14 protein-coding genes are annotated in these 22,408 nt (G+C 40.1%); all 14 read left to right on the top strand.

What is annotated here, in order from left to right:
• Positions 1 to 386: 386 nt before the first annotated feature.
• The 14 genes from AC1DRQ_RS02190 to AC1DRQ_RS02125 all read left to right on the top strand — a co-directional run bounded on the left by AC1DRQ_RS02190 (position 387) and on the right by AC1DRQ_RS02125 (position 22,407).
• Complete coding sequence (locus AC1DRQ_RS02190) at positions 387 to 965, top strand: RNA polymerase sigma factor (protein WP_477421987.1); 579 nt, start codon at positions 387 to 389, stop codon at positions 963 to 965.
• A gap of 220 nt (positions 966 to 1,185) precedes the next feature.
• Complete coding sequence (locus AC1DRQ_RS02185) at positions 1,186 to 2,151, top strand: FecR family protein (RefSeq protein WP_477421986.1); 966 nt, start codon at positions 1,186 to 1,188, stop codon at positions 2,149 to 2,151.
• A 172-nt stretch (positions 2,152 to 2,323) separates the two neighbouring features.
• Positions 2,324 to 5,725: a SusC/RagA family TonB-linked outer membrane protein gene (locus AC1DRQ_RS02180; RefSeq protein WP_477421985.1), complete on the top strand. Its 3,402-nt coding sequence runs from the start codon at positions 2,324 to 2,326 to the stop codon at positions 5,723 to 5,725.
• Positions 5,726 to 5,743: 18 nt separating this feature from the next.
• Complete coding sequence (locus AC1DRQ_RS02175; RefSeq protein WP_477421984.1) at positions 5,744 to 7,273, top strand: SusD/RagB family nutrient-binding outer membrane lipoprotein; 1,530 nt, start codon at positions 5,744 to 5,746, stop codon at positions 7,271 to 7,273.
• 131 nt (positions 7,274 to 7,404) lie between these two features.
• Positions 7,405 to 7,860, top strand: coding sequence for a RidA family protein (locus AC1DRQ_RS02170; protein ID WP_429399729.1), 456 nt, complete (start codon positions 7,405 to 7,407; stop codon positions 7,858 to 7,860).
• A 29-nt stretch (positions 7,861 to 7,889) separates the two neighbouring features.
• Positions 7,890 to 9,098, top strand: coding sequence for an aminotransferase class V-fold PLP-dependent enzyme (locus tag AC1DRQ_RS02165; RefSeq protein WP_477421983.1), 1,209 nt, complete (start codon positions 7,890 to 7,892; stop codon positions 9,096 to 9,098).
• Positions 9,099 to 9,203: 105 nt separating this feature from the next.
• Positions 9,204 to 10,481 (top strand): amidohydrolase/deacetylase family metallohydrolase, encoded by a 1,278-nt coding sequence (locus AC1DRQ_RS02160; RefSeq protein WP_477421982.1) that lies wholly within the window; start codon positions 9,204 to 9,206, stop codon positions 10,479 to 10,481.
• Between the two features lie 21 nt (positions 10,482 to 10,502).
• The gene (locus AC1DRQ_RS02155; RefSeq protein ID WP_477421981.1) at positions 10,503 to 11,423 is read left to right on the top strand and encodes an RraA family protein; all 921 of its coding nucleotides are present in this window, start codon (positions 10,503 to 10,505) and stop codon (positions 11,421 to 11,423) included.
• A gap of 25 nt (positions 11,424 to 11,448) precedes the next feature.
• Positions 11,449 to 12,534 carry a bile acid:sodium symporter family protein gene (locus tag AC1DRQ_RS02150; RefSeq protein ID WP_477421980.1) on the top strand — a complete coding sequence of 362 codons (1,086 nt, stop codon included), beginning with the start codon at positions 11,449 to 11,451 and terminating at the stop codon, positions 12,532 to 12,534.
• 418 nt (positions 12,535 to 12,952) lie between these two features.
• Positions 12,953 to 14,518: an alpha,alpha-trehalase TreF gene (gene treF / locus AC1DRQ_RS02145; protein ID WP_477421979.1), complete on the top strand. Its 1,566-nt coding sequence runs from the start codon at positions 12,953 to 12,955 to the stop codon at positions 14,516 to 14,518.
• Between the two features lie 114 nt (positions 14,519 to 14,632).
• Positions 14,633 to 16,255 (top strand): DUF6377 domain-containing protein, encoded by a 1,623-nt coding sequence (locus tag AC1DRQ_RS02140; RefSeq protein ID WP_477421978.1) that lies wholly within the window; start codon positions 14,633 to 14,635, stop codon positions 16,253 to 16,255.
• A 594-nt stretch (positions 16,256 to 16,849) separates the two neighbouring features.
• The gene (locus tag AC1DRQ_RS02135) at positions 16,850 to 19,804 is read left to right on the top strand and encodes a SusC/RagA family TonB-linked outer membrane protein (protein WP_477421977.1); all 2,955 of its coding nucleotides are present in this window, start codon (positions 16,850 to 16,852) and stop codon (positions 19,802 to 19,804) included.
• A gap of 26 nt (positions 19,805 to 19,830) precedes the next feature.
• Positions 19,831 to 21,357, top strand: a complete 1,527-nt coding sequence (locus AC1DRQ_RS02130) for a RagB/SusD family nutrient uptake outer membrane protein (RefSeq protein WP_477421976.1) — start codon at positions 19,831 to 19,833, stop codon at positions 21,355 to 21,357.
• Between the two features lie 126 nt (positions 21,358 to 21,483).
• Entirely contained in the window at positions 21,484 to 22,407 is a 924-nt protein-coding gene (locus tag AC1DRQ_RS02125; protein WP_477421975.1) for a GyrI-like domain-containing protein, read from the top strand.
• Position 22,408 lies beyond the last annotated feature (1 nt).

The following is a 22,408-nucleotide window of genomic DNA, read 5'->3' as shown; positions in this document are numbered from 1 at the left end:
CTATTTATCAGATGCACATCAAGCCTTATTTCCATAAAGGGTGGGAATATTTTTTAGCCTTGACCAAAACTTATGGTTGGCCATAGTTTGTGACGATCTCAGTTTTCTTAGGGTATTACCCCAAGAAATCATCCAACATAATATTGAACTTTTAGAATGGTCGCTTTTTGAAGACTGGTGAATTATATAAATTAGTAGCTGCGCAGATTTGTCATTAATATCAGTAATTATTTCAGGATGTAAAGAAACATCCATTCTTACCTCCGTTAATAAAATATTATCAATGGGTTAATTATTTTGCAATGATTTATTAAAATGAGAAAAACGTTCATTACATTAGATGAAAAATTTTATAATTAACATAATATGAACTTGTTGGAGATTTAATGAAAAGCGATATCCCGAAAACACAGCCAGAGTTTGAATTTCGCCGGGTATTTGAGGAGTATAAACGTCAGGTTTATACTCAGGTTTATGCTATTGCAAAATCGCAATATGCAGCAGAGGAAATTACCCAGGAAATATTTATAAAAATTTGGCAAAATCGCGAATTACTGAGCAGTGTAAAAAACCTGGATGGGTACATATATACCATTGTTCGTAATTATTCATTAAATTATTTAAGAAAAGCTGCAAGTGATCTTCGGCTTGTTAATCATTTAATAAGCGTTGCAGTACCCGGTTATAATCATACAGAATCAGTAGTGCAGGTATCTGAATACAAAAAACTTATTCATATGGCAGTCAGCCAGCTATCTCCGCAGCGCCGGCTGGTTTATGAAATGAGTAATGACTACGATTTGAGTTACGATGATATCGCATCTCAATTAAATTTATCAAAACATACGGTAAAAAATCATTTGCTTTCAGCATTAGCTTCTATCAGGGGGTACCTTACCCAAAATGGTGTCGATCCGACAATTATCCTTATCCTGATGTTTGTAAATCTCCATAATTTGCAATAAATCAGTCGCTTTTGTAGATTAAATTAATAATTTTTTTAATTTTATAGAAAAATATAATCATTTGGCGATATTTTAGCTATGTTTTTGGCTTATTTTCAAGAAAAAATAGATGTTTTTGCTAATAATGGTACCGAATTTTAAAAAAAAAGATTAAAATTTTTTATTTTTCATTAGTCCGTTTGTGTCTTTGCTGTGTCTTTAATGTAATTGCACAGTAATAATGGACCATAAACAAAGAATATCATATCTGTTAGACCAATACATCAACAATGCCTGCACCCAGGAGGAATTTGATGAGTTGATGTCTGAGGTTAAAAATTCCCCAAACGATGCTGATTTTGACAAGGTACTGAAAAGCCATTGGATGAAATCGGCTGGGACAACCAGCGAACATGACGTAAACTGGAGTGATATTTATATAAATATCAAAGAGAAAACGCAAAAACGTTATAACATCAGGAGAATTTTTAAGTATGCAGCATGTTTGGCCTTTATATCCCTTGTGTGTACAATAAGTGTACATAAGAAAGCTGTTATTGGTACCCGATATTTAACGGCTCATTCTTTGCCGGCAAAAACAAAGGTAATAACATTAGCTGACGGCACCCGTGTTACCTTAAACGCAAATAGCGATTTGCGGTACCCGGAAGAATTTAGTGGTAATAAAAGAGAAGTTTATTTAAAAGGCGAGGCTTATTTTGAAGTGGTGCACAATGATAAGAAACCATTCATCATCTATTCGGGCACATTAAAAACACAGGTTTTAGGCACATCGTTCACGGTTAGCGCCTATAATGAGCAAAAGCCGATAAAAGTGACCGTTTTAACGGGTAAAGTAGGCGTAGTTGATCAAAGCAACAAAGCACATGCTATACTTACCCCCGGATTATGTGCTACCACTGATCAAATAAACCGGGCCTTCACAATAAGCCGTATAGCAGACCCTGAAGATGCTATTGCCTGGTTGGATGATAAACTGATGTTCGAGAACGCTACACTGGCAGATGTTGCTACAGCTTTAAGCAATAAATATGCTGTAACCATTAAAATATCAAATCAGCAGATGGCTGCTAAGCGTATCACGGCGATATTTCAGAACCAGACACTGCCTGATATTTTAAATGGTATTACCAGGCTTACACATTCTAAATACAACATTAACAAGAACGTATATACACTATTTTAATAAATAAACTGAATGTTAAACTTTAAAACTGATTGCCTATAGATATCATAAAGACACCATAAAAAAAGGTTGAATGTGATTCCAGCACATCCAACCTTATCGAGCTGACGCTCTGACAATTCATAGTTTTTCCCGTAAGGGCATTTAATCACCACAAATTTTCATCAAATATATGACAAAAAAATCATTGTCCTCTAACCGGCTGCGTAAAGCCGTAAGCAGGATAGTCATTGTCACGGGGCTTTTATACGTTTGCTGCTTCAAAACAAGCGCCGTTGGCCACATTACACAGGACTTAAATACTCCCATATCACTAAAAGTGATAAACATGCCTGTTAAAAATGTATTAAAACAAATCAATAAAGAGATCAAGCTGAGTTTTGTTTTCAGTAACGAAATAGTTACCGATCAAATGGTGACTATTGAGGTTAAAAATGAAAAAGTGGGTTTGGTATTATCAAAAATACTTGATCCATTGGGCATGGATTACTTACTGTCGGGCAATATGATCCTGATTGAAAAAAAGCAGATAATACCCGCCGGGCCACTAAAAGCAGTACCAGTGCAGGTAACAGGCAGGGTTACAGATAATACCGGTGCTTTACCAGGTGCCACAGTAAAGGTTAAAGGCAGCAAGATGGCAACCAGCACTAACGCCGATGGTAGATACAGCATTAATGTACCTGATGAAAATGCAGTACTTGTATTCTCATCCATAGGGTATTTAACCCAGGAAATTGTAGTTGGCGGCCGCAAAGTTATCGATGTTAAATTAACAGAAGAAGCCAGTAAACTGAACGAAGTTGTGGTAACAGCCCTTGGTATTTCGCGTCAGCGAAAAGCTTTGGCGTATTCTGTTACAGAAGTAAAAGGCGATGAGTTTACACAAGCCCGTGAAAACAATGTGGCCAACGCGCTTACCGGTAAAGTTGCCGGTGTAAATGCCACTGGTTTATCCACAGGTCCGGGCGGATCAAGCCGGGTCATTATCCGTGGTAACGGCTCTTTATCAGGCGGTAATCAGCCCTTGTATGTAATTAACGGTATGCCGCTTGAAAACTCAGTACCGGGTGGCAGCGCCACAACCAATGGCAGTGCTGGTAACGTTGACCGTGGCGACGGCATAGCTGGTATTAATCCGGATGACATTGAGTCTATCAGTGTACTTAAAGGCGGTACGGCAGCGGCACTTTATGGTGCAAGGGCTGCTAATGGCGTCATATTGATCACCACAAAAAAAGGACGTGCCCAAAAAGGTATTGGTGTTGATTATAACTCGTCTTATACCATGGAAAAGCCTGCCGTTTTTCCTGACTGGCAGTATGAGTATGGCCAGGGAGATAACGGTGTGAAACCAACAACTCAAGGCGAAGCTATCCAGACTGGCCGCCGGTCTTTCGGTGCAAAAATTGATGGTTCTCCTTACGTTGCGGCCGACGGGCTTACCCATCCCTACAGCGCTCAGAGAGATAACATTAAAAACTTCTACCAAACCGGGTCTACTTTTACCAATACATTGGCTTTTACCGGGGGCACAGAAGCAATTACCTACCGTTTTTCTGCTGCGGACCTAAACAGCAAAAGCGTGCTGCCCAATACAACTTACGACCGTAAAACCGCTAATCTCAGCATTAACAGTAAGTTGGGTAAACGTATTAATATTGAAGCTTTAGCCCAGTATAATATTGAAACGGCAAATAACAGAACCACAGCCGGTGATGCTTTAGGTAACCCCAACTGGACACCGTATATGATTGCCAATACCGCTGATATCAGGTGGCTAAAACCGGGCTATGATGCAAATGGTAATGAGATTGCCTGGAACGATGCTTCTATCGCGTCTAACAGTTATTTCGTAGCCAATAAGTTTAAAGAAAATGACAACAAGAACCGGTTCATTGGCCAGGCCGGTATTACTTTCGAGATCATTAAAAACCTGTCATTAAAAGGTGTTGTAAGTCGCGACTTTTATTATTATAACTATCAATATATACTGCCAACCGGCACATTGTATGTACCAAACGGGCAATATAGCGAACTGAAAGTTGATGCTTCTGAAACTAACGGCCTGTTAACGCTTAACTATAATGGTAAAATAACCAATGATTTTGCTTTAACAGCCTTTGTTGGTGCTAACCAGCAGCGCTCTGTTTATAATGAAAGCAATATTACAGGCAGCAACTATATTATACCTTATTTTTATAGTTCAACCAACCTTTCCACCATTTCAACCACGCCAACCAATAACAAAACGGCTATAAACTCATTGATGGGTTCGGCCGATATTGGTTATAAGAACTTTGCTTACTTAACAGTTACCGGCCGTCAGGATTGGTTCTCTACTTTAAGCCCTCAAAACAACAGTCTTTTCTACCCTTCGGTAGGTGGTAGCTTTGTTCTTTCTGAAGCATTTAAACTGCCTGAGGTGATCAGCTATGCCAAGCTCAGGGCCTCGTATGCACAAGTAGGCGGCGGTGCGCCAAGCCCATATCAAATCAATCAGGCATTTACTATGGTGCCAAGTTCGGGCCAGCCATTGCAAAACGTTTCCAGCACAACCATTACCAATTCAAAGCTTCGCCCTTATACATCAACCACCACTGAGGCCGGTATTGAAGCGCGTTTATTTAACAGTCGCTTGGGTTTTGATGTAACCTTGTATGACCGAAAAACCACTAATGATATCGTTTCTACAGCCATATCAGGAACTACCGGTTACAACAACGTGATCTTAAATGTTGGGGAACTAAGCAATAAAGGTATTGAGCTATTGTTAAACGGCACTCCTGTTAAATCTAAAAACTTTGGCTGGACTACCAGCTATAACTTTGCCTATAACAAAAATGAAGTTGTAAGACTGGCCGCCGGGCTCGACCAAATCCAGATGGCATCCTCTGTTAATGGCTGGGCATACATCAACAACATTGTAGGCCAATCCTATGGTTCAATAGTAGGTACACGTATCCTTAAAAATGCTAATGGGCAAACAGTATTCAATGCCACCACGGGTTTACCTGTTGCAACAGGGCTGCAAACTTTAGGCAAGGGAGTTGCTCCAATAACCATGGGTTTCTCTAATGATTTCCGTTATAAAAGGTTTTCTTTAAATGTCCTGCTCGATGGCAAATTCGGTAACAAGATATTTTCATTGATGGAGGTTTATGGTACCCGTTTAGGTTTAATGAAAACAACCTTACCGGGGAGGGAAAGCGGCTTACAGTTAAGCGGTGTTGACCAGGCCGGCAATCCATATTCAAGAACGGTGCCTGTATCAAACCTCCGTAGCTATTACGATAACTACAAATCTTACTCAGAGCTGTTTTTGCACGATGCCGGTTTTGTGAAGCTTCGCCAGGTCATATTTACCTACAGCATTCCTGCTGAATTACTGAAAGCCATAAGCGTACAAAACGCTTCAATCTCGTTTGTTGCACGTAATCTGTTAACCATCTATAAACAGACAGACAATTTTGACCCTGAATCGAGCTTTACAAATGGATCAAGTCAGGGGTTTGAATCTTTCGGGTTACCAAGAACAAGAAGCTATGGATTGAATCTGATGGTTAAATTTTAATTCCGAAAAATCATTAACATGAAAAAATATTTTATTCCCAAATTAACCCTTTTGTTATTAACGGCTTGTATTGGCTTACAAGGGTGCGACAAAAATTTTGAGGCAATTAATACCAATCCCAATTCATCTGCCAACCCTACACCTGCCTTCGTGTTTACCAAAGCCGAGTTAGATGGAGCTGGCGATGTGTTAGATTTGCTTCAGGGCACCATGCAATATACCACCAGCTACAATGATGTGGCCGGGTTTGGCGCAAAGTATGTGCTTAGTCAAAGCTCACAGTCCTGGGGAGTATTTGACATTGCCTATCCAAAGGAGATCAACGAGGTTACGCAGGTAATCACCTCTGTTACCGGCAATGCAGACCAGGTTAATCTGCTGGCAGCAGCCAGAATATGGCGGGCTTATTGTTTTAGCCGGATAACCGATCTGTATGGGGATATCCCGTATTCGCAGGCCGGCAAAGGGTTTACAGACGCTATTTATATGCCAGCGTATGATGAGCAAAAAAACATTTATGCTGATATCCTGAAGGAGCTGAATGAGGCCGCGACATCATTTAATGCGGCAAAACCAACTTTTGGTGCTGCGGATTTGATTTATAACGGCGATGTAGACAAGTGGAAAAAGTTTGCCTATTCATTAATGCTCCGTTGTGCCATGCGTATGACCAAGGTTGATATTGCAGGTGCCGAAACATGGGCAAAAAAAGCGATTGCCGGTGGTGTGATCACCGCGGATGCTGATATAGCAAAAGTAAACGGTTACGTTCCGGCGGGTCAGGATATTAATAAAAACCCGCTGGCATTGGGTATGCTTAACGCTGATTTCATTGGAGCAAACGGCACATCTAACCCCGAAGGTGGTAAATACCAGGATGTGTTTATTGATTATTTAAAAAATAACAAAGACCCCCGTTTGGCTGCTGTTTCGGTAGTTTGGGTAAATAAGCTTGCTGATACTACAGCTGCTATCCAAAAGGGTATGTCATCCAGTTTGAGCGCGAAACCGGCCGATGCTGTATTTGTAACCTATTCGGAGCCTAATCCGCGAACAATTTTACAGCTGAACAGTCCTTACCTGTTACTCACCAATGCCGAAACCAATTTCCTGCTGGCCGAAGCCGCATTGCGTGGCTGGTATACCGCATCGGGCGCAAGTACCTTGTATGAGAACGGCATCAGCGCGTCTATGCGTCAATGGGCACTGTTTGGAGCTACCATCAGCAACAACCAGATCCAGACCTATCTGAGCTATCACCGCCTAAACACCACAGGTACATTCAATGCACAAATGGAACAGATCTATACCCAGTTTTGGGTTGGTGTGTTTCCTAATTCGCAGGAAGTATTTGCAAGCTACAGGCGTACCGGCTATCCGGCATTGATCCCTAACAATTACGTGGGTAACGCTACAGGCGGCAAGATATTCAGAAGGATGTTATATCCTACAACCGAGCAAAATTTAAACAGGGCCAATTATAATGCGGTAATCGCCCGTCAGGGCCCGGATGAGTTCCTGACCCGTATCTGGTGGGATCGTCCCTGATCATATTGGTCAGTAACAGTTGATTAACAATAGCCAGCCCATGCCGGATATGCTTTTTTCAAAACATGATAAGCATGCCGCTGGCTATTATTTATAATAAACATTAAACGCTAAATCAAAATATCATAACAATGGAAAGAAGATCAATTTTAAAAAAAATGCTGGCTTCGGCAGCCGGGATTTCAATATTCGGTTTCGCAAAAGCAGATGTTGTAAAAAGCGAAGAGAAAGAAGTTAACAACATTACCACACACCAGGATGTGCCTTTGTTTTCCGGTTCTACCAAATTGGGTAATATGATTTTTATAGCCGGCAAGGGCGCCCATGTTGAGCCGTTTGAGATCAAGGCCCATACCGAAATTGTATTGAAAGAGCTTGAAAGCGAGCTTAAAAAAGCAGGCTCATCAATGGAAAAAGTATTAAAAGTAACCGTGTTCCTGAATGATATTGCCGATTACCAGGGCATGAATGATGTTTACAAAGGCCGGTTTGGTAAAAACCCGCCGGTACGTACTACTGTGGCTGTAGCTAAGGGTGGTGTTCCGGGAAACTCACTGGTAGAGATGGATTGTATCGCTTATATATAGCAGTATCAAATTAAGTTATACAGATTAATATGAAACGCAGAGATATTATTAAAGGCCTTACTATACTACCGCTAACCAGCGGATTTATAGGCAAAGCGGCCGCTTTACATACCACTCCCATACCGGTTTCTACGCCTAAACGCGATTTTTTCAAAGAGCTTGATGTTACCCCGGTTATCAATGCAGGGGTAACTATGACCTTTTTATCGGGTTCATTGATGCTGCCTGAAGTACTAGAGGCTATTAACTCAACCTCGCATGATTTTGCCAACATGTATGAACTGCAGGATAAAGTAGGTGCCAGGATTGCCGAAATGCTTCATGTTGAAGCAGCCATGGTAACATCCGGCGCCTCATGCGCCATAGTTTTAGGGACCGCGGCAGCCATAACGGGTACTAACCAGGATAAAATAAAACAACTGCCTAACCTGCCCGGCCCAAGGCCTGAAGTTATTATGCAGAAAACACACCGGTATCTGTTTGATCAGGCTGTAAGCACTACAGGCGCGAAGATCATTGAGGTAGAGGGGCCGGAGGGTATGGAAAACGCGATAAACAGCAATACAGTGATGGCCTTGTTTTTTAATGCGGGCGAAAAAAGCAGCATTACACATGAGCAGTTTTTACAAATTGCCAAAAAACACAGCATCATTACGTTTATTGACGCGGCAGCAGACGTACCCCCGGTAGAGAACCTGTTTAAATTTCAAAAAATGGGATTTGATCTGGTTACTTTTTCGGGAGGTAAAATGATCCACGGGCCGCAAAGTGCTGGTTTACTATTCGGTCGTAAAGACCTGATAACCGCTGCCCGGCTCAATCACAGCCCCAATGAAGCACCAATAGGCCGACCGATGAAGGTGAATAAAGAAGAAATGTTTGGCATGTACGCCGCCTTAAAAGCATACCTCGAAAAAGATCATCATAAAGAGTGGGATGACTGGCTGCAACGGGCAAAATATATTGGTACCCGGTTAGAAACCATTCCAACGGTAAAAAGCAAAATAGTGGTCAACCCCGGACCGGCTAATGCTTTCCCAAGTTTATATGTTACCTGGGATCAAACCAAAGTAAAAACAAAACCTAAAGATGTGCTGGCGGCCCTAAAAAGCGGTACGCCAAGTATAGTGGCTAATGGACATAATGACACACTGATTATTGGCGTGGTGCTGTTAAGGCCCGACCAGATAGATGTAGTTGCCAATAAGGTCAAGGCCATTTTACAACAGGTAGTTTAAGCTGATTTACATTGATTCATTGCTTTACAGAACGGGTAATCCTGCTCTGACAGGATAAATATTGCCTAAAGTTTTCTGCACTATTTAAATTATAACAAGCTAAAAATGAGAAAAAAAATATTCTTGATAATAGCAGCTATGGGCTTGACTATTATGGCTTTAAACGCGCAAACCTACAGTATTGTGATTAAAGGCGGGCACGTAATTGACCCCAAAAATAACATCGATGCTGAAATGGATGTAGCGGTAAAAGATGGTAAGATAGCGCTGGTTGCAAAAAGTATTGACGCCAGGCAGGGCTTGCAGGTTGTTGATGCTACGGGTTTGTACGTTACACCGGGGCTGATTGATATCCATTCACACAATTTTTATGGTACCGAGCCTGATCATCAGTACGAAAACGGTAACCTGGCCGTGCCTCCTGATGGTTTTACATTTCGTAATGGCGTTACCACCGTGGTTGATGCAGGTAGCTCGGGATGGCGCACTTTCCCCACATTTAAGGCACAAACCATAGACCAGTCGCAAACGAGGGTGCTGGCTTTCATCAACATTGTGGGCGAAGGCATGCGGGGTGGCTACGAACAAAACTCAAACGATATGGACCCTAAAATGGCCGCGTTAATAGCCCGCCGTTATCGGAATTACGTAGTTGGGTTTAAAGTTGCACATTATGAAGGTCACGAATGGGTTGCGGTTGACCATGCCGTTCAAGCAGGAAATATGGCCGGCGGCCTGCCGGTTATGATCGACTTTGGAGGCAGTAATCCGCCATTGTCAATCGAGGAGTTGTTCATGAAACACTTGCGCCCCGGCGACATTTTTACACATTGTTTTGGGCAGCTTGACAGCAGAGAGTATATTGTTGATCTGAATACCCAAAAAATAAAACCCTTTGTGTGGGAAGCACGTAAGCGGGGTATTTACTTTGATGTTGGTTATGGCGGTATCAGCTTTGCTTTTTCTCAGGCCATACCGGCTGCAAAAGATGGTTTTTTCCCAAATTCTATCAGTACAGATATCCATACAGGCAGCATGAATAATGCTATGAAAGATATGCTGACTACCATGTCCAAATTTCTTAATATAGGAATGGGCCTGTTTGAAGTAATACAAACCAGTACCTCAAATCCTGCAAAAGAAATTAAACATGAAGAATTGGGAAACCTTTCTGTTGGTTCAGATGCCGATGTTGCTATTTTGAATATTCGTAAAGGTATTTTTGGCTTGTTTGATTATACCGGCTACAAAATAGCCGCCGACAAGAAGTTAGAATGCGAAATGACCATTCGTGCCGGAAAAATAGTGTATGATTTGAACGGTATTGCCACGCCGATTATGGCGCCGAGGATACCCGCGAAGTCAATTGCCAGAGTTCAATAACCAAATTTAACCTATAACCAAATGAGAAGTATTTTTAAAATTTGCCTGCTGCTCATGCTGTTTTATACAAATAGCCAGGCGCAAACGCTATCAAAAGACCAACTGATATTTTACACGTCGGAGTGGAAAGGCGAGCGTTTTGATGACGGCAGGCCCAAAATACCGGATGATCTGCTTGCACGTGCCAAAAACATCGGCATTGAAGAAGCCTGGACGGTGTTACGAAACGAAGGTTACAATAACCAGTTTGAGGGTAACTGGAAAATGGTGAATGATGATGTGCCTGTAATTGGCCGTGCTGTAACAGCCTTGTTTATGCCCAGTCGCCCCGATGTAGAAAAAAATATAAAGGAACGGGGCGCAAAGGAAGGCCGAAAAGGTAATACCAATGCATGGCCTATTGATGTATTAAAAAAAGGTGATGTTTACGTGGCCGATGGTTTTGGTAAAATAAAGGGAGGAACATTAATAGGCGACAACCTGGGCAATTCCATATTCAGTAAATCAGGCAACGGGGTGATCTTTGATGGCTCGGCTCGGGATCTGCAGGGATTAAAAAGTATTCCGGGTTTCAATGCATTTGTTCGTGATTTTGACCCGTCCTATTTGGAAGAGATGGTGCTGATGGGCCTTAATACCCCCATAAGAATAGGGCATGCTATTGTAATGCCCGGCGATCTGGTTATTTCCGAAAAAGAAGGTGTGCTGTTTATACCTGCTCATTTAGCAGAAAAAGTTGTAGCGACTGCAGAATTTATCGCCCTCCGTGACGAATTTGGACATGCTATGCTTAAATCGGGTAAGTTTACCACGGGCGAAATCGATAGCCAGTGGACAAACCCCATCAAGGAGGCATTTTTAAAATGGCTGGATCAAAATCCCGGCAAAGTAAAAATGACACGCGCGCAGTTAGATGCTTTCATGGAGAAAAGAACCTGGTAGTTATACAATCTTAAATTATAATAAATTGAATAGTTTTAATATTTATAAGATAGTAGCGGGATTATCAGTGATATGCCTGCTTATTTCGGCTGCCTTTTTTTACCGCGGAAGTATAGAACAGGCCGGACCATTCCTGATCGCTTTTTTTGTAACGCTGGCCATTTCGTTTCGGGGATTTACATTGCTTAAAGGCTTCTCTTACACGCTTATCATTTTTGCCGCGGTTACCACCGCTTTATATTATCCGCAGTATTTTATCCAGGTAAACGGAGTTAAACTGGCAGTGCTCATCACACCGCTTATACAACTTATCATGTTTGGCATGGGGACATCTATGAGCATCAAAGACTTTGCAGGTGTAATTAAAATGCCTAAAGGGGTATTTATTGGTGTATTCAGCCATTTTCTGATCATGCCATTGTTGGGGTTTACATTAGCTAAATTGAGCGGTTTTCCACCAGAAATTGCAGCAGGTATAATTCTTATCGGCTGTTCGCCAAATGGAATGGCTTCAAATGTTATATCATACCTTGCAAAGGCCAACCTGGCCTTATCTATTACAATTACAGCGGTTTCAACCATGCTTGCGCCAATTTTTACACCATTATTGATGAAACTGCTTGGAGGCGCCTTTATTAAAATAGATATGCTGAACATGATGTGGGATATTACCAAAATGGTGATAGTGCCCATTGGAGTGGGTATTCTGTTTAATAAATACCTGCTTAAAAGAGCGAAGTGGCTTGAACGCGTTATGCCAATGGTATCTATGTTTGGTATTGCATTTATTATCGTGATCATTACCGCAGCCGGGCGAAGCAGTTTGCTCAACATTGGTTTCATGCTTATTTTCCTGGTGTTAATTCATAACCTGATGGGCTATACCCTGGGCTATTGGTCGGGCAGATTGTTTAAAATGAATGAGCGTGATTGCCGCACAATGGCTATAGAAGTTGGGATGCAAAACGGAGGCCTGGCATCGGGTTTGGCTAAGGAGATGGGTAAAATTGCTACCGTTGGTTTAGCCCCGGCCGTATTTGGCCCCTTGATGAACATCACCGGCTCTTTACTGGCAAATTACTGGCATCGTAAGCCGATAAAAGAACAATAGCCCACGGGCAACAACAGGTAAAGCTCCCCGCAAACATGCGCGGCGGCAGGCATGAGTTATTTTGATAGCTCATGCCTGCCGCCGCGCTTTGTACAAAATTCTCCCCAACACCCATCCACTCAAAAAGATATTAATCTTTTAATTTAAGATGTTTTAAAGTTGCATTGATCAACGTAATTCATTTTTTAAGGAAATATGACCCACGCAGACAAACTAAATTGCTAAGTTAAGCAGCTGATCCTCAAATTTAATCAACTAAAAGGTTCAAAATTTGCAGTTTTTGCAGTAATACACATCACTTTTTAATCAACCCTATTATTAATTGATTACCTGTATGGTAAAGTGTTAATTATTTACCCGACTTAACATATTATAAGCTTTTTCTTTACCTTCATGCTTCAATTATATTAACTGACCCATGAGAAAATCACTTTTAACATTAGTACTGTTATTTGTTTTTTTAATTGCATATGCCCAAAACCTTACTCCAAGACAATTATTTCCGGGTTTATTTGAGGCGGTACAGCTTACTGACATATTTCCTGATAATAAGATATTTGTTGATGCTACACCCAAGCGCAGCCCTGAACTGATCATGAAGGATTATGAAACACAAAAAAATAAGCCTGAATTTGATTTGAAACAGTTTGTGAACGATAATTTTTTTATTCCCGGTACGCACAATGACGCCTTTAAGAGCGATATATCAATGGGGATACGCAAACATATAGATACCCTTTGGCAGGTGCTTTACCGCAGGCATGATACGGTTTCAAAATATTCATCATTGTTGCCTTTGCCCCATGATTTTATAGTTCCCGGCGGACGCTTCCGCGAAACGTATTACTGGGATTCATACTTTACTATGCTTGGCCTGCAGGAGAGCCATAAAACAAAGGTCATTGAAAATATGATCGATAATTTTGCCTACCTGATTGATAAGTATGGATTTATACCTAACGGCACCCGCACTTATTATTTAACGCGGTCACAGCCTCCGTTTTTTTCATTAATGCTTGATCTGCTGGCTAAAGATAACGGCCCCAAAGTACTGGTTAAATATCAGCCCGAGCTGTTAAAAGAATATGCCTATTGGATGGAAGGCGCCGGCAAACTAAAACCAGGTCAGGCACACCGTATGGTGGTACGGATGCCCGGCGGCGAATTACTGAACCGTTACTGGGACGACTCTGACAAACCACGGGAAGAATCATTTAAAAAGGATGTAGATGCTGCTAAAACAACCCTGCAAAAGCCAGGCGATTTTTACCGGAACATCCGGGCGGCTGCAGCGTCGGGCTGGGATTTTAGCACCCGCTGGTTTGATACAACGGGTAAGCTGGCAACCATTCAAACTACCAATATTATTCCGGTTGATCTCAATTGCCTGCTTTATCATCTGGAGCTATCTATAGCCCGTTCCTTCCAATTACAGGGAAAAGGCAGCGAATACCGTGTTTATTTAACCAAAGCCACACAGCGTAAAAAGGCCATACAAAAATATAGCTGGAGCGCAGGTACCGGCTGGTTTATGGATTATAACTGGAAACTAAATCATATTACCCCTCATCAAACCCTGGCTGGCGTATTTGCACTTGAATTTAAAATAGCAAATGCCAAACAGGCCGAAATAATGGCTAAAGCGCTTAAAATAAAGTTTTTTAAATCTGGCGGGCTCCTTACTACGTTTAACAGATCAGGGCAGCAGTGGGATAGCCCTAATGCATGGGCACCATTGCAATATATGGCTATTGATGKTTTAAATAAATATAATCAAAACATTTTGGCCAGATCAATTGCTGAAACATGGATCCGTACCAATATCAGGGTTTTTGGCGATACCGGTAAGCTAATGGAAAAATACAATGTATTGGATACTGATGCAAAAGCTGGTGGCGGAGAATACCCCCTGCAGGACGGCTTTGGGTGGACAAATGGTGTTTTACTAAACTTGTTGAACCACTATCAGGTTGATCAGTTATAATACTATTTGAATAATTACCGCTTGCTGCTAATAAATTAAAATGCAACTAAAATCTTTTTTAATGATTTTAACCCAGGTTTTTAGCAGGGCCTACTATAAGTTAATCTATTTACTATGAGAATTTGTTTACCTATTTTATTTCTTGTAATTTTTGGATGTGCAGCCTTTGCATCACCCAAAACAGATAGCCTTCTTAATGAACTGAAGCGTGAGCTGACAAGGAAAAAAATTTATGACGATCAAAAAGAAGCGCATGTAAAACAGTTGAAAGCATCATTATCAACTGTTCCGTCGGCAAATTACAATTTGCGATATCTGCTTTGCAGTAATATTTACGAAGAGTACAAAGTATATCAGTTTGATTCGGCTTATGTGTATATCAATAAAATGCAAAACATAAGCAATATACTTCAGGATGCCCCTAAACAAAGTGATTGTAAATTAAAGTTGGGTTTTATACTGCTTTCGGCAGGCATGTTTAAAGAGGCGTTTGATTGTTTTAATGGAATTGATGTTCATCTTTTAAATAACGATTTAAAAATTCAGTATTATGCATTAAGAGCCAGGGCTCATTCAGACCTGGCCGATTATGACAATAATATTTATTATAGTCAACACAACAATGAACTATCTATAAAGTACCTGGATTCAACTATTGCACTTTGTAAGCCAAACTCGTATGATTATTTGATGCAACAGGGGAATAAACAGGTAAGATTGGGTGATTTAAAAAAGCCATCGGAGTATTATACCCGTTTATTAAACAGCTTTCCCCTAACTACTCATCAGCGGGCTATGGTGGCTACCGGCCTCAGTGCTTTTTACAAAGGACCTTCACAGATAGGGGAGCGTACTGATCTTTTGATCATTGGTGTTATTAATGATATCAGATCATCAACAAAAGAAACCCTGGCCAGCTTTGAATTAGGCGATCTGTTGTATAGGAACGGTAATATAAAAGATGCCTACATCTTTATAAACCAGGCTATGGATGATGCCGAATACTATGGCGCCCGGCTCAGAAAAATAAAAATAGGTGCCGTATTGCCTGTAGTGGCAGCTGAAAAGCTGGTTTTAATGGAGAAAGAAAAAAATAAATTCCTTGTTTATCTTTTATCCATAGGCGCTGTTTCCATATTAGTGCTGATGATCTTCTTTATTATATTTAACCAGCTGAAACGCTTAAAAGTTAAAGAAAAGATCATTGAGGAAAAAAACCAGCAGTTAGAAAGCACCAATGATAAGCTTATTGAAGATACACATATTAAAGAAGAGTATATCGGGTACTTTTTTAACGTTATATCGGGCTATATATTAAAGCTTGAAAAATTAAAAAGAAATATTGACAGGAAGCTTGCCGCAAGGAAATATGATGATATTCAACTGGTTGTAAACGAAATAAATATTAAAAAAGAACGCGACCTGCTGTTTTACACGTTCGATCATATCTTCCTGAAAATATTCCCCAATTTTATTACAGTTTTTAATTCACTTTTTAAACCGGAAGATCAGATATGGCCCAAAGATCACGAGGTGTTAAATACCGATCTGCGCATTTTTGCATTGATTAGGATGGGTATAAACGATAACGAAACTATTGCCAATATTTTGGAGTACTCCGTAAATACAATATATGTATATAAAATGCGCATCAAAGCCCGCTCAATACTTCCGGGAGATCAGTTTGACGAAAAAATAATGGCCATAAAAGCGGTTGATGTATTAAATAAGCCCTGATCAAAATGCAGCCGGTTTTATGCAAAAAAGCTAAACATTGGTGATATAAGCATATTAAAACAGTTAAATTTTATTTATACTTTTTCAGATTTGGTTATTTACAATCGCTTGATTGTTAAATATTTAACTTTATAAAAGGTCAAATATATTTATATTTTAAGAAAAAAAATAGGTAATGCACTAATCTACCTATTACTTTGTGACGCTCATTTAAGGCAAGGTGAATACTGAATTATTTCACCTGATAAATGACCTTTCCAAACGCAAAGTATAACCCTATATAATTAAAATTTTCCTGTAAGTGACCTTGTTGGGTTGCTATCCCTGCTAAAGGATATTTAATTTTTGCATTAAGTGGATTAACTGCTATGGCTTTGCTTTTGGCATTTTATCGGTAATGAACTTTTTTGAATTATAAAATAACCAATATGAACAGTAAATATACAAATACCTATAGTCCGCCGTAACAATTAAATACCAATAAACCATGAACTATACAGGTTTATACGAAGAAAATAACATCAATAGTTATTTCATATTATAAATCACCAGGTATACCTAAAATCAAACCATTTAAACATTAAATCTAAATTTATGCAGCTAAAAAATTTACTTAAAGTAAGCTGTCTTGCCGTTTTTTGTTTCTTTGCTGTGCCGGTAATGGCGCAAAACAAAGTAATAACCGGTAAAGTTACAGACTCACATGATGGCTCACCATTACCAGGTGTATCCATTGTGGCAAAAGGCTCAACTATTGGTACTAATTCTGGTCCCAATGGTGAGTTTAAACTTTCATTGCCAGCCTCGGCAAATACTATTGTACTATCATTTGTGGGTTATGCGAAACAAGAGGTTGATGTTACCGGCAAAACAATTGTAAATGTTGCAATGGTTGGTAGCGCTACCGCATTAAGTGAGGTACAGATTGTTAGCGTAGGTTACGGTTTCCAGCGTAAAAAAGATCTTACCGGTGCTGTTTCTAACATTTCGGCTAAGGATTTTAACCAGGGTGCTATCATTAACCCGCTTGACCAGGTTCAGGGCAAGGTAGCAGGTTTGGTTATTACCCAGGGTGGTGGTGACCCTAACCAATCGGCTTCGATACGTTTAAGGGGGCAAACATCAATTTCAGGTAACCAATCGCCATTATTTGTGGTTGACGGTATACCGCTTGATGACCCAACTCAGTTTCAGAATATAGCTCCGGCTGATATTGCGTCGTACGATGTGTTAAAGGATGCGTCGGCAACTGCCATTTACGGTTCACGCGGTGCAAACGGCGTTATCATTGTGAATACCAAAAAAGGCAGTGCAGGTAAAACCCAGGTTGAATATAACGGCTACGTGGGTGTTTCTAAACAAAGTAAATATTGGGATCTGCTAAATACCGCCGAATACTTGGCTACACCTCAGGCAAAAGCCAACCCTCAAAAAGGACAAGGCGAATCTGATGATGTTAATACCGACTGGCAACGTGCCATTACGCGCACCGCTTTAACGCACAGCAACAACGTTGCTATATCAGGTGGTGCAAATGGCTTTAATTATCGGGCATCATTAAACTATCAGAACCAGCAGGGGGTAATTATCAATAGTAACAAGGAGCAGCTGGGTTTACGCTTTAATGCAGAGCAAAAAGCGTTGAACGATAAATTGGATATTCAATTAGGTATATCAAATGTTAACACTAACCGTAGCTTAACAAACTATAACGCTATTGGTTATGTATTTAATGCATTGCCAACTATCCCTATCAAAAATGCCGACGGATCATTTAATGACTATGGTGCAGGTTATAATGCCTACAACCCGGTTCTGTATTTAACAAATACCTATAACAGGCATAATGAGTATTTGACCAATATAAATGCAAGTATCAATTACACACTGCTTCCCGGCCTTAAAATAGGTGTTACGGGTTCTACTACACGCAACAATGTGCAAACCCACTATTTTGTACCCCGGTTTGTAGCTCAAAATAGTAACAGCATGGCTGTGGACAGTAACTTGAACACTAACTCTTACAAAGGAGATATCCACCTTAATTTTGACAAGAGTTTTGGCAAGCATAATATTTCTGCAGTAGCTGTAGCTGAAAAAAGCACTTTCCCTACCAATTACTTTTTTGCAGGATCGCAACAGTTAATATCAGAAGGAAGTTTGGATAATGCCTTAGGTACCGGTTTAATATTCCCTCCTCCCGGTTCTTACAAAGATGATAATGAGTTGAAATCGTTGCTTGCCCGTGTAAACTACAATTACGATGGTCGTTTTTATGCAACCGCTTCGGTACGTCGTGACCAGTCGAGTAAATTTGGTAGCAATTACCAGGTGGGGTATTTCCCATCATTTGACCTGGCTTATCGTTTAAAACGCGATTTAGTAAATAACGTTGATTGGATTAACGATTTAAAATTACGCATTGGCTATGGCCGGGTAGGTAATGCAAATGGCATAGGCCCTTACAGCAGTCTGGCATTGGTTGCACCGGGTAATAAATTTTATGATGGTACAACCGGTTATTATCCATCCAGCTATGCTCCTAACCAAAATGCTAACCCTTACCTGAAATGGGAAACCAGGATAGGACGCAACGTAGGACTTGATTTTTCTTTATTTAATGATCGTTTATCAGGCGATATCAACTATTATAATGATAAAACCCAGGATTTGCTTTTTGCTAATACGGTGCCAACTCCTCCAAACCTTGTAGGTACCACATTTTCAAACGTGGGTGCATTAACTAATAAAGGGATTGAAATTGCGCTTACCGGCCAGATTTTAAAAGGCGAGGGCCTTAACTGGACAGCATCGGGTAATATAAACTTTGTTAAAACCAGGATCGCGAATCTGTCAGGTACACTGGCCGATGGTACAAAGGTAAACACCAGTTTTTTTGAAGTTGGTTTTGCTCAGGGCCAGGGCTTAAGTTCAACGGCCATTACCCGTTTTGTACCGGGATATGCTCCTTACGTATTTTATCTGCCGCATAGCACAGGTGTAAATGCACAGGGTGTAGAGTTGTTTGATGGCAAAACCCTTGCTGACTATCCGGGCCAAAATCCACCTAAACACTATATTGATCCAAGTCCAAAATTTAATTATGGGCTTAATAACAGCTTTAATTATAAAGACTGGAGTTTCAGCTTCTTTATACGCGGCGTTTACGGACAAAAAATATTTAATAACACTCTGTTAGATTATGAAACCGTTACCCGTTTGCCTACTACCAATACAACCAGGGCAGCATTAACCAACGGTATTACAAGCAACCCAACCCAATCAGACAGGTGGCTGGAAAATGCATCATACCTGCGATTGGATAACGCATCAATAGGCTATACATTTAAACAAGTTAAAGGTTTAAACTCATTAAGAGTATATGTAGCAGCTAACAACCTGTTTGTTATAACTAAATACAGAGGCCTTGATCCGGAGGTTACTGTAGCCGGAACAAACCAGGCTTATATAGATGCTGATTACGGTGGTTATGCATATTACCCTAAAACAAGAACTTTTACATTCGGTACAACTGTGTCATTTAAATAACTGTTTGTAAATCAAATTTTAAAGAGATGAAAAATAAAAAAATATTACAACTGATCGCATTCATGGCAGCAGGCAGTTTGATTATGCAGTCATGTCAAAAGCTCGATAAAAAAACATATACCGTTATACCTATTGATAATTTTTATCAAACACCGCAGCAAATAGCTGCTGGTTTGGCCCCGGCTTATACTGCTTTAACACCATTACAAACAGAAAACGTATTTCAGTTAAATGAAGCCTCAACTGACGAAATGATCATACCAACACGCGGTAACGACTGGTATGACGGTGGTGTGCATACACAATTATGGACACATAATTTTGCGGTTGATAATTCAAATGTTAATGGTGGCTGGACTGATCTGAGTGCCGGTATAACCAAATGTAACTTTGTTATCAGCATAATTAATGGTTTAGCCAGTAAACCTGCAAATGCTCCGGTTCTTATTGCCGAGATCAGCGTTCTGCGCGATTATTACTTGTTTTTAATGATGGACCTTTATGGTAATATACCACTGGTAACCACCTATAGCTCCAGCGCAAGCTTAGCACCGGTAAAGAGGTCTGATATTTATGCTTACCTGGAAAGCGATCTTACCAAGAACGTTCCACTGTTATCAGGCGATAATGCTACAAAAAACCCAGGTATATATGGTCATATGAATAAATGGGCAGGTTACATGCTGTTAAGCAAGCTCTATTTAAATGCACAGGTTTATACCGGTACCCCTCAATGGGAAAAAGCCGAAACTACCGCTCAAATGGTTATTGATTCAAATAAGTACAGTTTGCAGCCTAACTTTTTCGACAATTTTACTTACAACAATCGTGGGTCGGTTGAAAATATATTTTGTATACCATTCAATTATCCGCTCATTAAAGGGAACGTAATTCAAATGTACACGCTGAATTACAATAATAACCAAACGTTTAATTTAACCAATCAACCGTATAACGGGTTTTGTGCGCCAACCAAATTTTACCGTTCATTCAGCGATGTTGATGTGCGTAAAAAAATGTGGTTGGTTGGCCAGCAATATACATCAGCAGGTGCGCCAATAGCGGGCACGGTATTAAGCCCCTATGTTAATGAGCTTAGTAACCCTGCCGATAGCTTTAAATATGCAGGTGCCCGAAGTGTGAAATATCAGCCGCAACCGGGTACAGGCAGCGATGGTACAAGCAATGATGGTGTGCGTTTCAGGTTAGCTGATGCTTATATGATGGCGGCCGAAGCCCAATTGCATCAAAATAAACTGAGTGCGGCTTTGATCAATGTAAATAAAATAAGAACAAGGGCAAATATGCCGGGTTTTACCAGTTTGTCATATGACGATCTGCTTGCTGAACGCGGTCGTGAGTTTGCCTGGGAAGGCTGGCGCAGAAACGATCTGATCAGGTTTGAAGTAGCAACCGGCATCAAATATTTTACCGGGCCACGTGTACCCGGGAAGTCTCAGGATGCTGCAGATAACCACACTTTTCTTTATCCAATACCGCAACCTCAAATTAATACTAACCCCTTATTAAAACAAAATCCGGGTTATAATTAATTGATTTAAGATTTACCAGTTACAACAATGGAACAGCTTTATGCTGTTCCATTGTTTTTAATAAAAGCTTCAATCTGTAATAAAACAGGTAATATTATACTGTAAATTTTAGCCGTTACACATAACATGAAAAAAGCAATAATTGCATTAGTCATTCTAATAGTTATAGGCTTTATCCCATTTCAACAACATAGCAGTGTAAGCATACGATCAAATTATTTTGATGTTTGCCAGCAGTTAATACATGCCGGTAATTGGAAAAGATGGGAACCTCAAATAAATAATTATGCGGATCATCAGATAAGCACCCAAAGCTTTAACTCCGGTTTTTTGATAAGAACACCCAGTCAGATTTTTAACATTAAAAACGTTGGTGCCAATACCTTTAATGTCGTAAACACATTAAATCATATTGAACATCATAGTTTTTATACGGTTGTGCCCGAAATTAAAAATAGCTATGCCACCATAGTTATTAATGCCAAAACCAATGTATTTAAATGGCTTATTTCGCAGTTTGAACCATCTGCACAACCTGCTTATCTGATGTTAAGCTTAAAAGCTTTTATGGAAAATCCCAGGCTTTATTATGGCTTTACCATTAATGAAAAAAATGTAACCGAAAGCTACCTCGCCGTTAAAAAGGAAACCATCCTGGCTAAAAATAAATATCCTGAAATAAATAAAGCAGCAAATGATATCAATAGCTTTATTGCCCAAAGCAATATCAAAGCAGTGTCTTCATTATCAGGATCTTATTATTCACATCAGTCTGATTCTTTGCAAATATTAATAGGTATACCAGTAAATAAACAGGTAAATTCAACGAGTGCAATTACCTTTATGCATATGCCGGGTGGTAAAGTAGTAGTAGGCGATTATTATGGCAAATACAGCGAAAGACAAAAGCTTTATACAGCTATGGAAAAATATATACAAGATCATGATTTAAAAAAGCAGGTGCTGCCATTTGAAAGATATTTAAATAATAAGGTTCCTGCGGGCGACAATGATATGGTTAATATGCAGGTTAATTATCCGGTGCTTTAAT

This window comes from Mucilaginibacter sp. P4_E8 (assembly GCF_056401495.1).
This window is presented reverse-complemented; position numbering and strand designations above follow the sequence as displayed.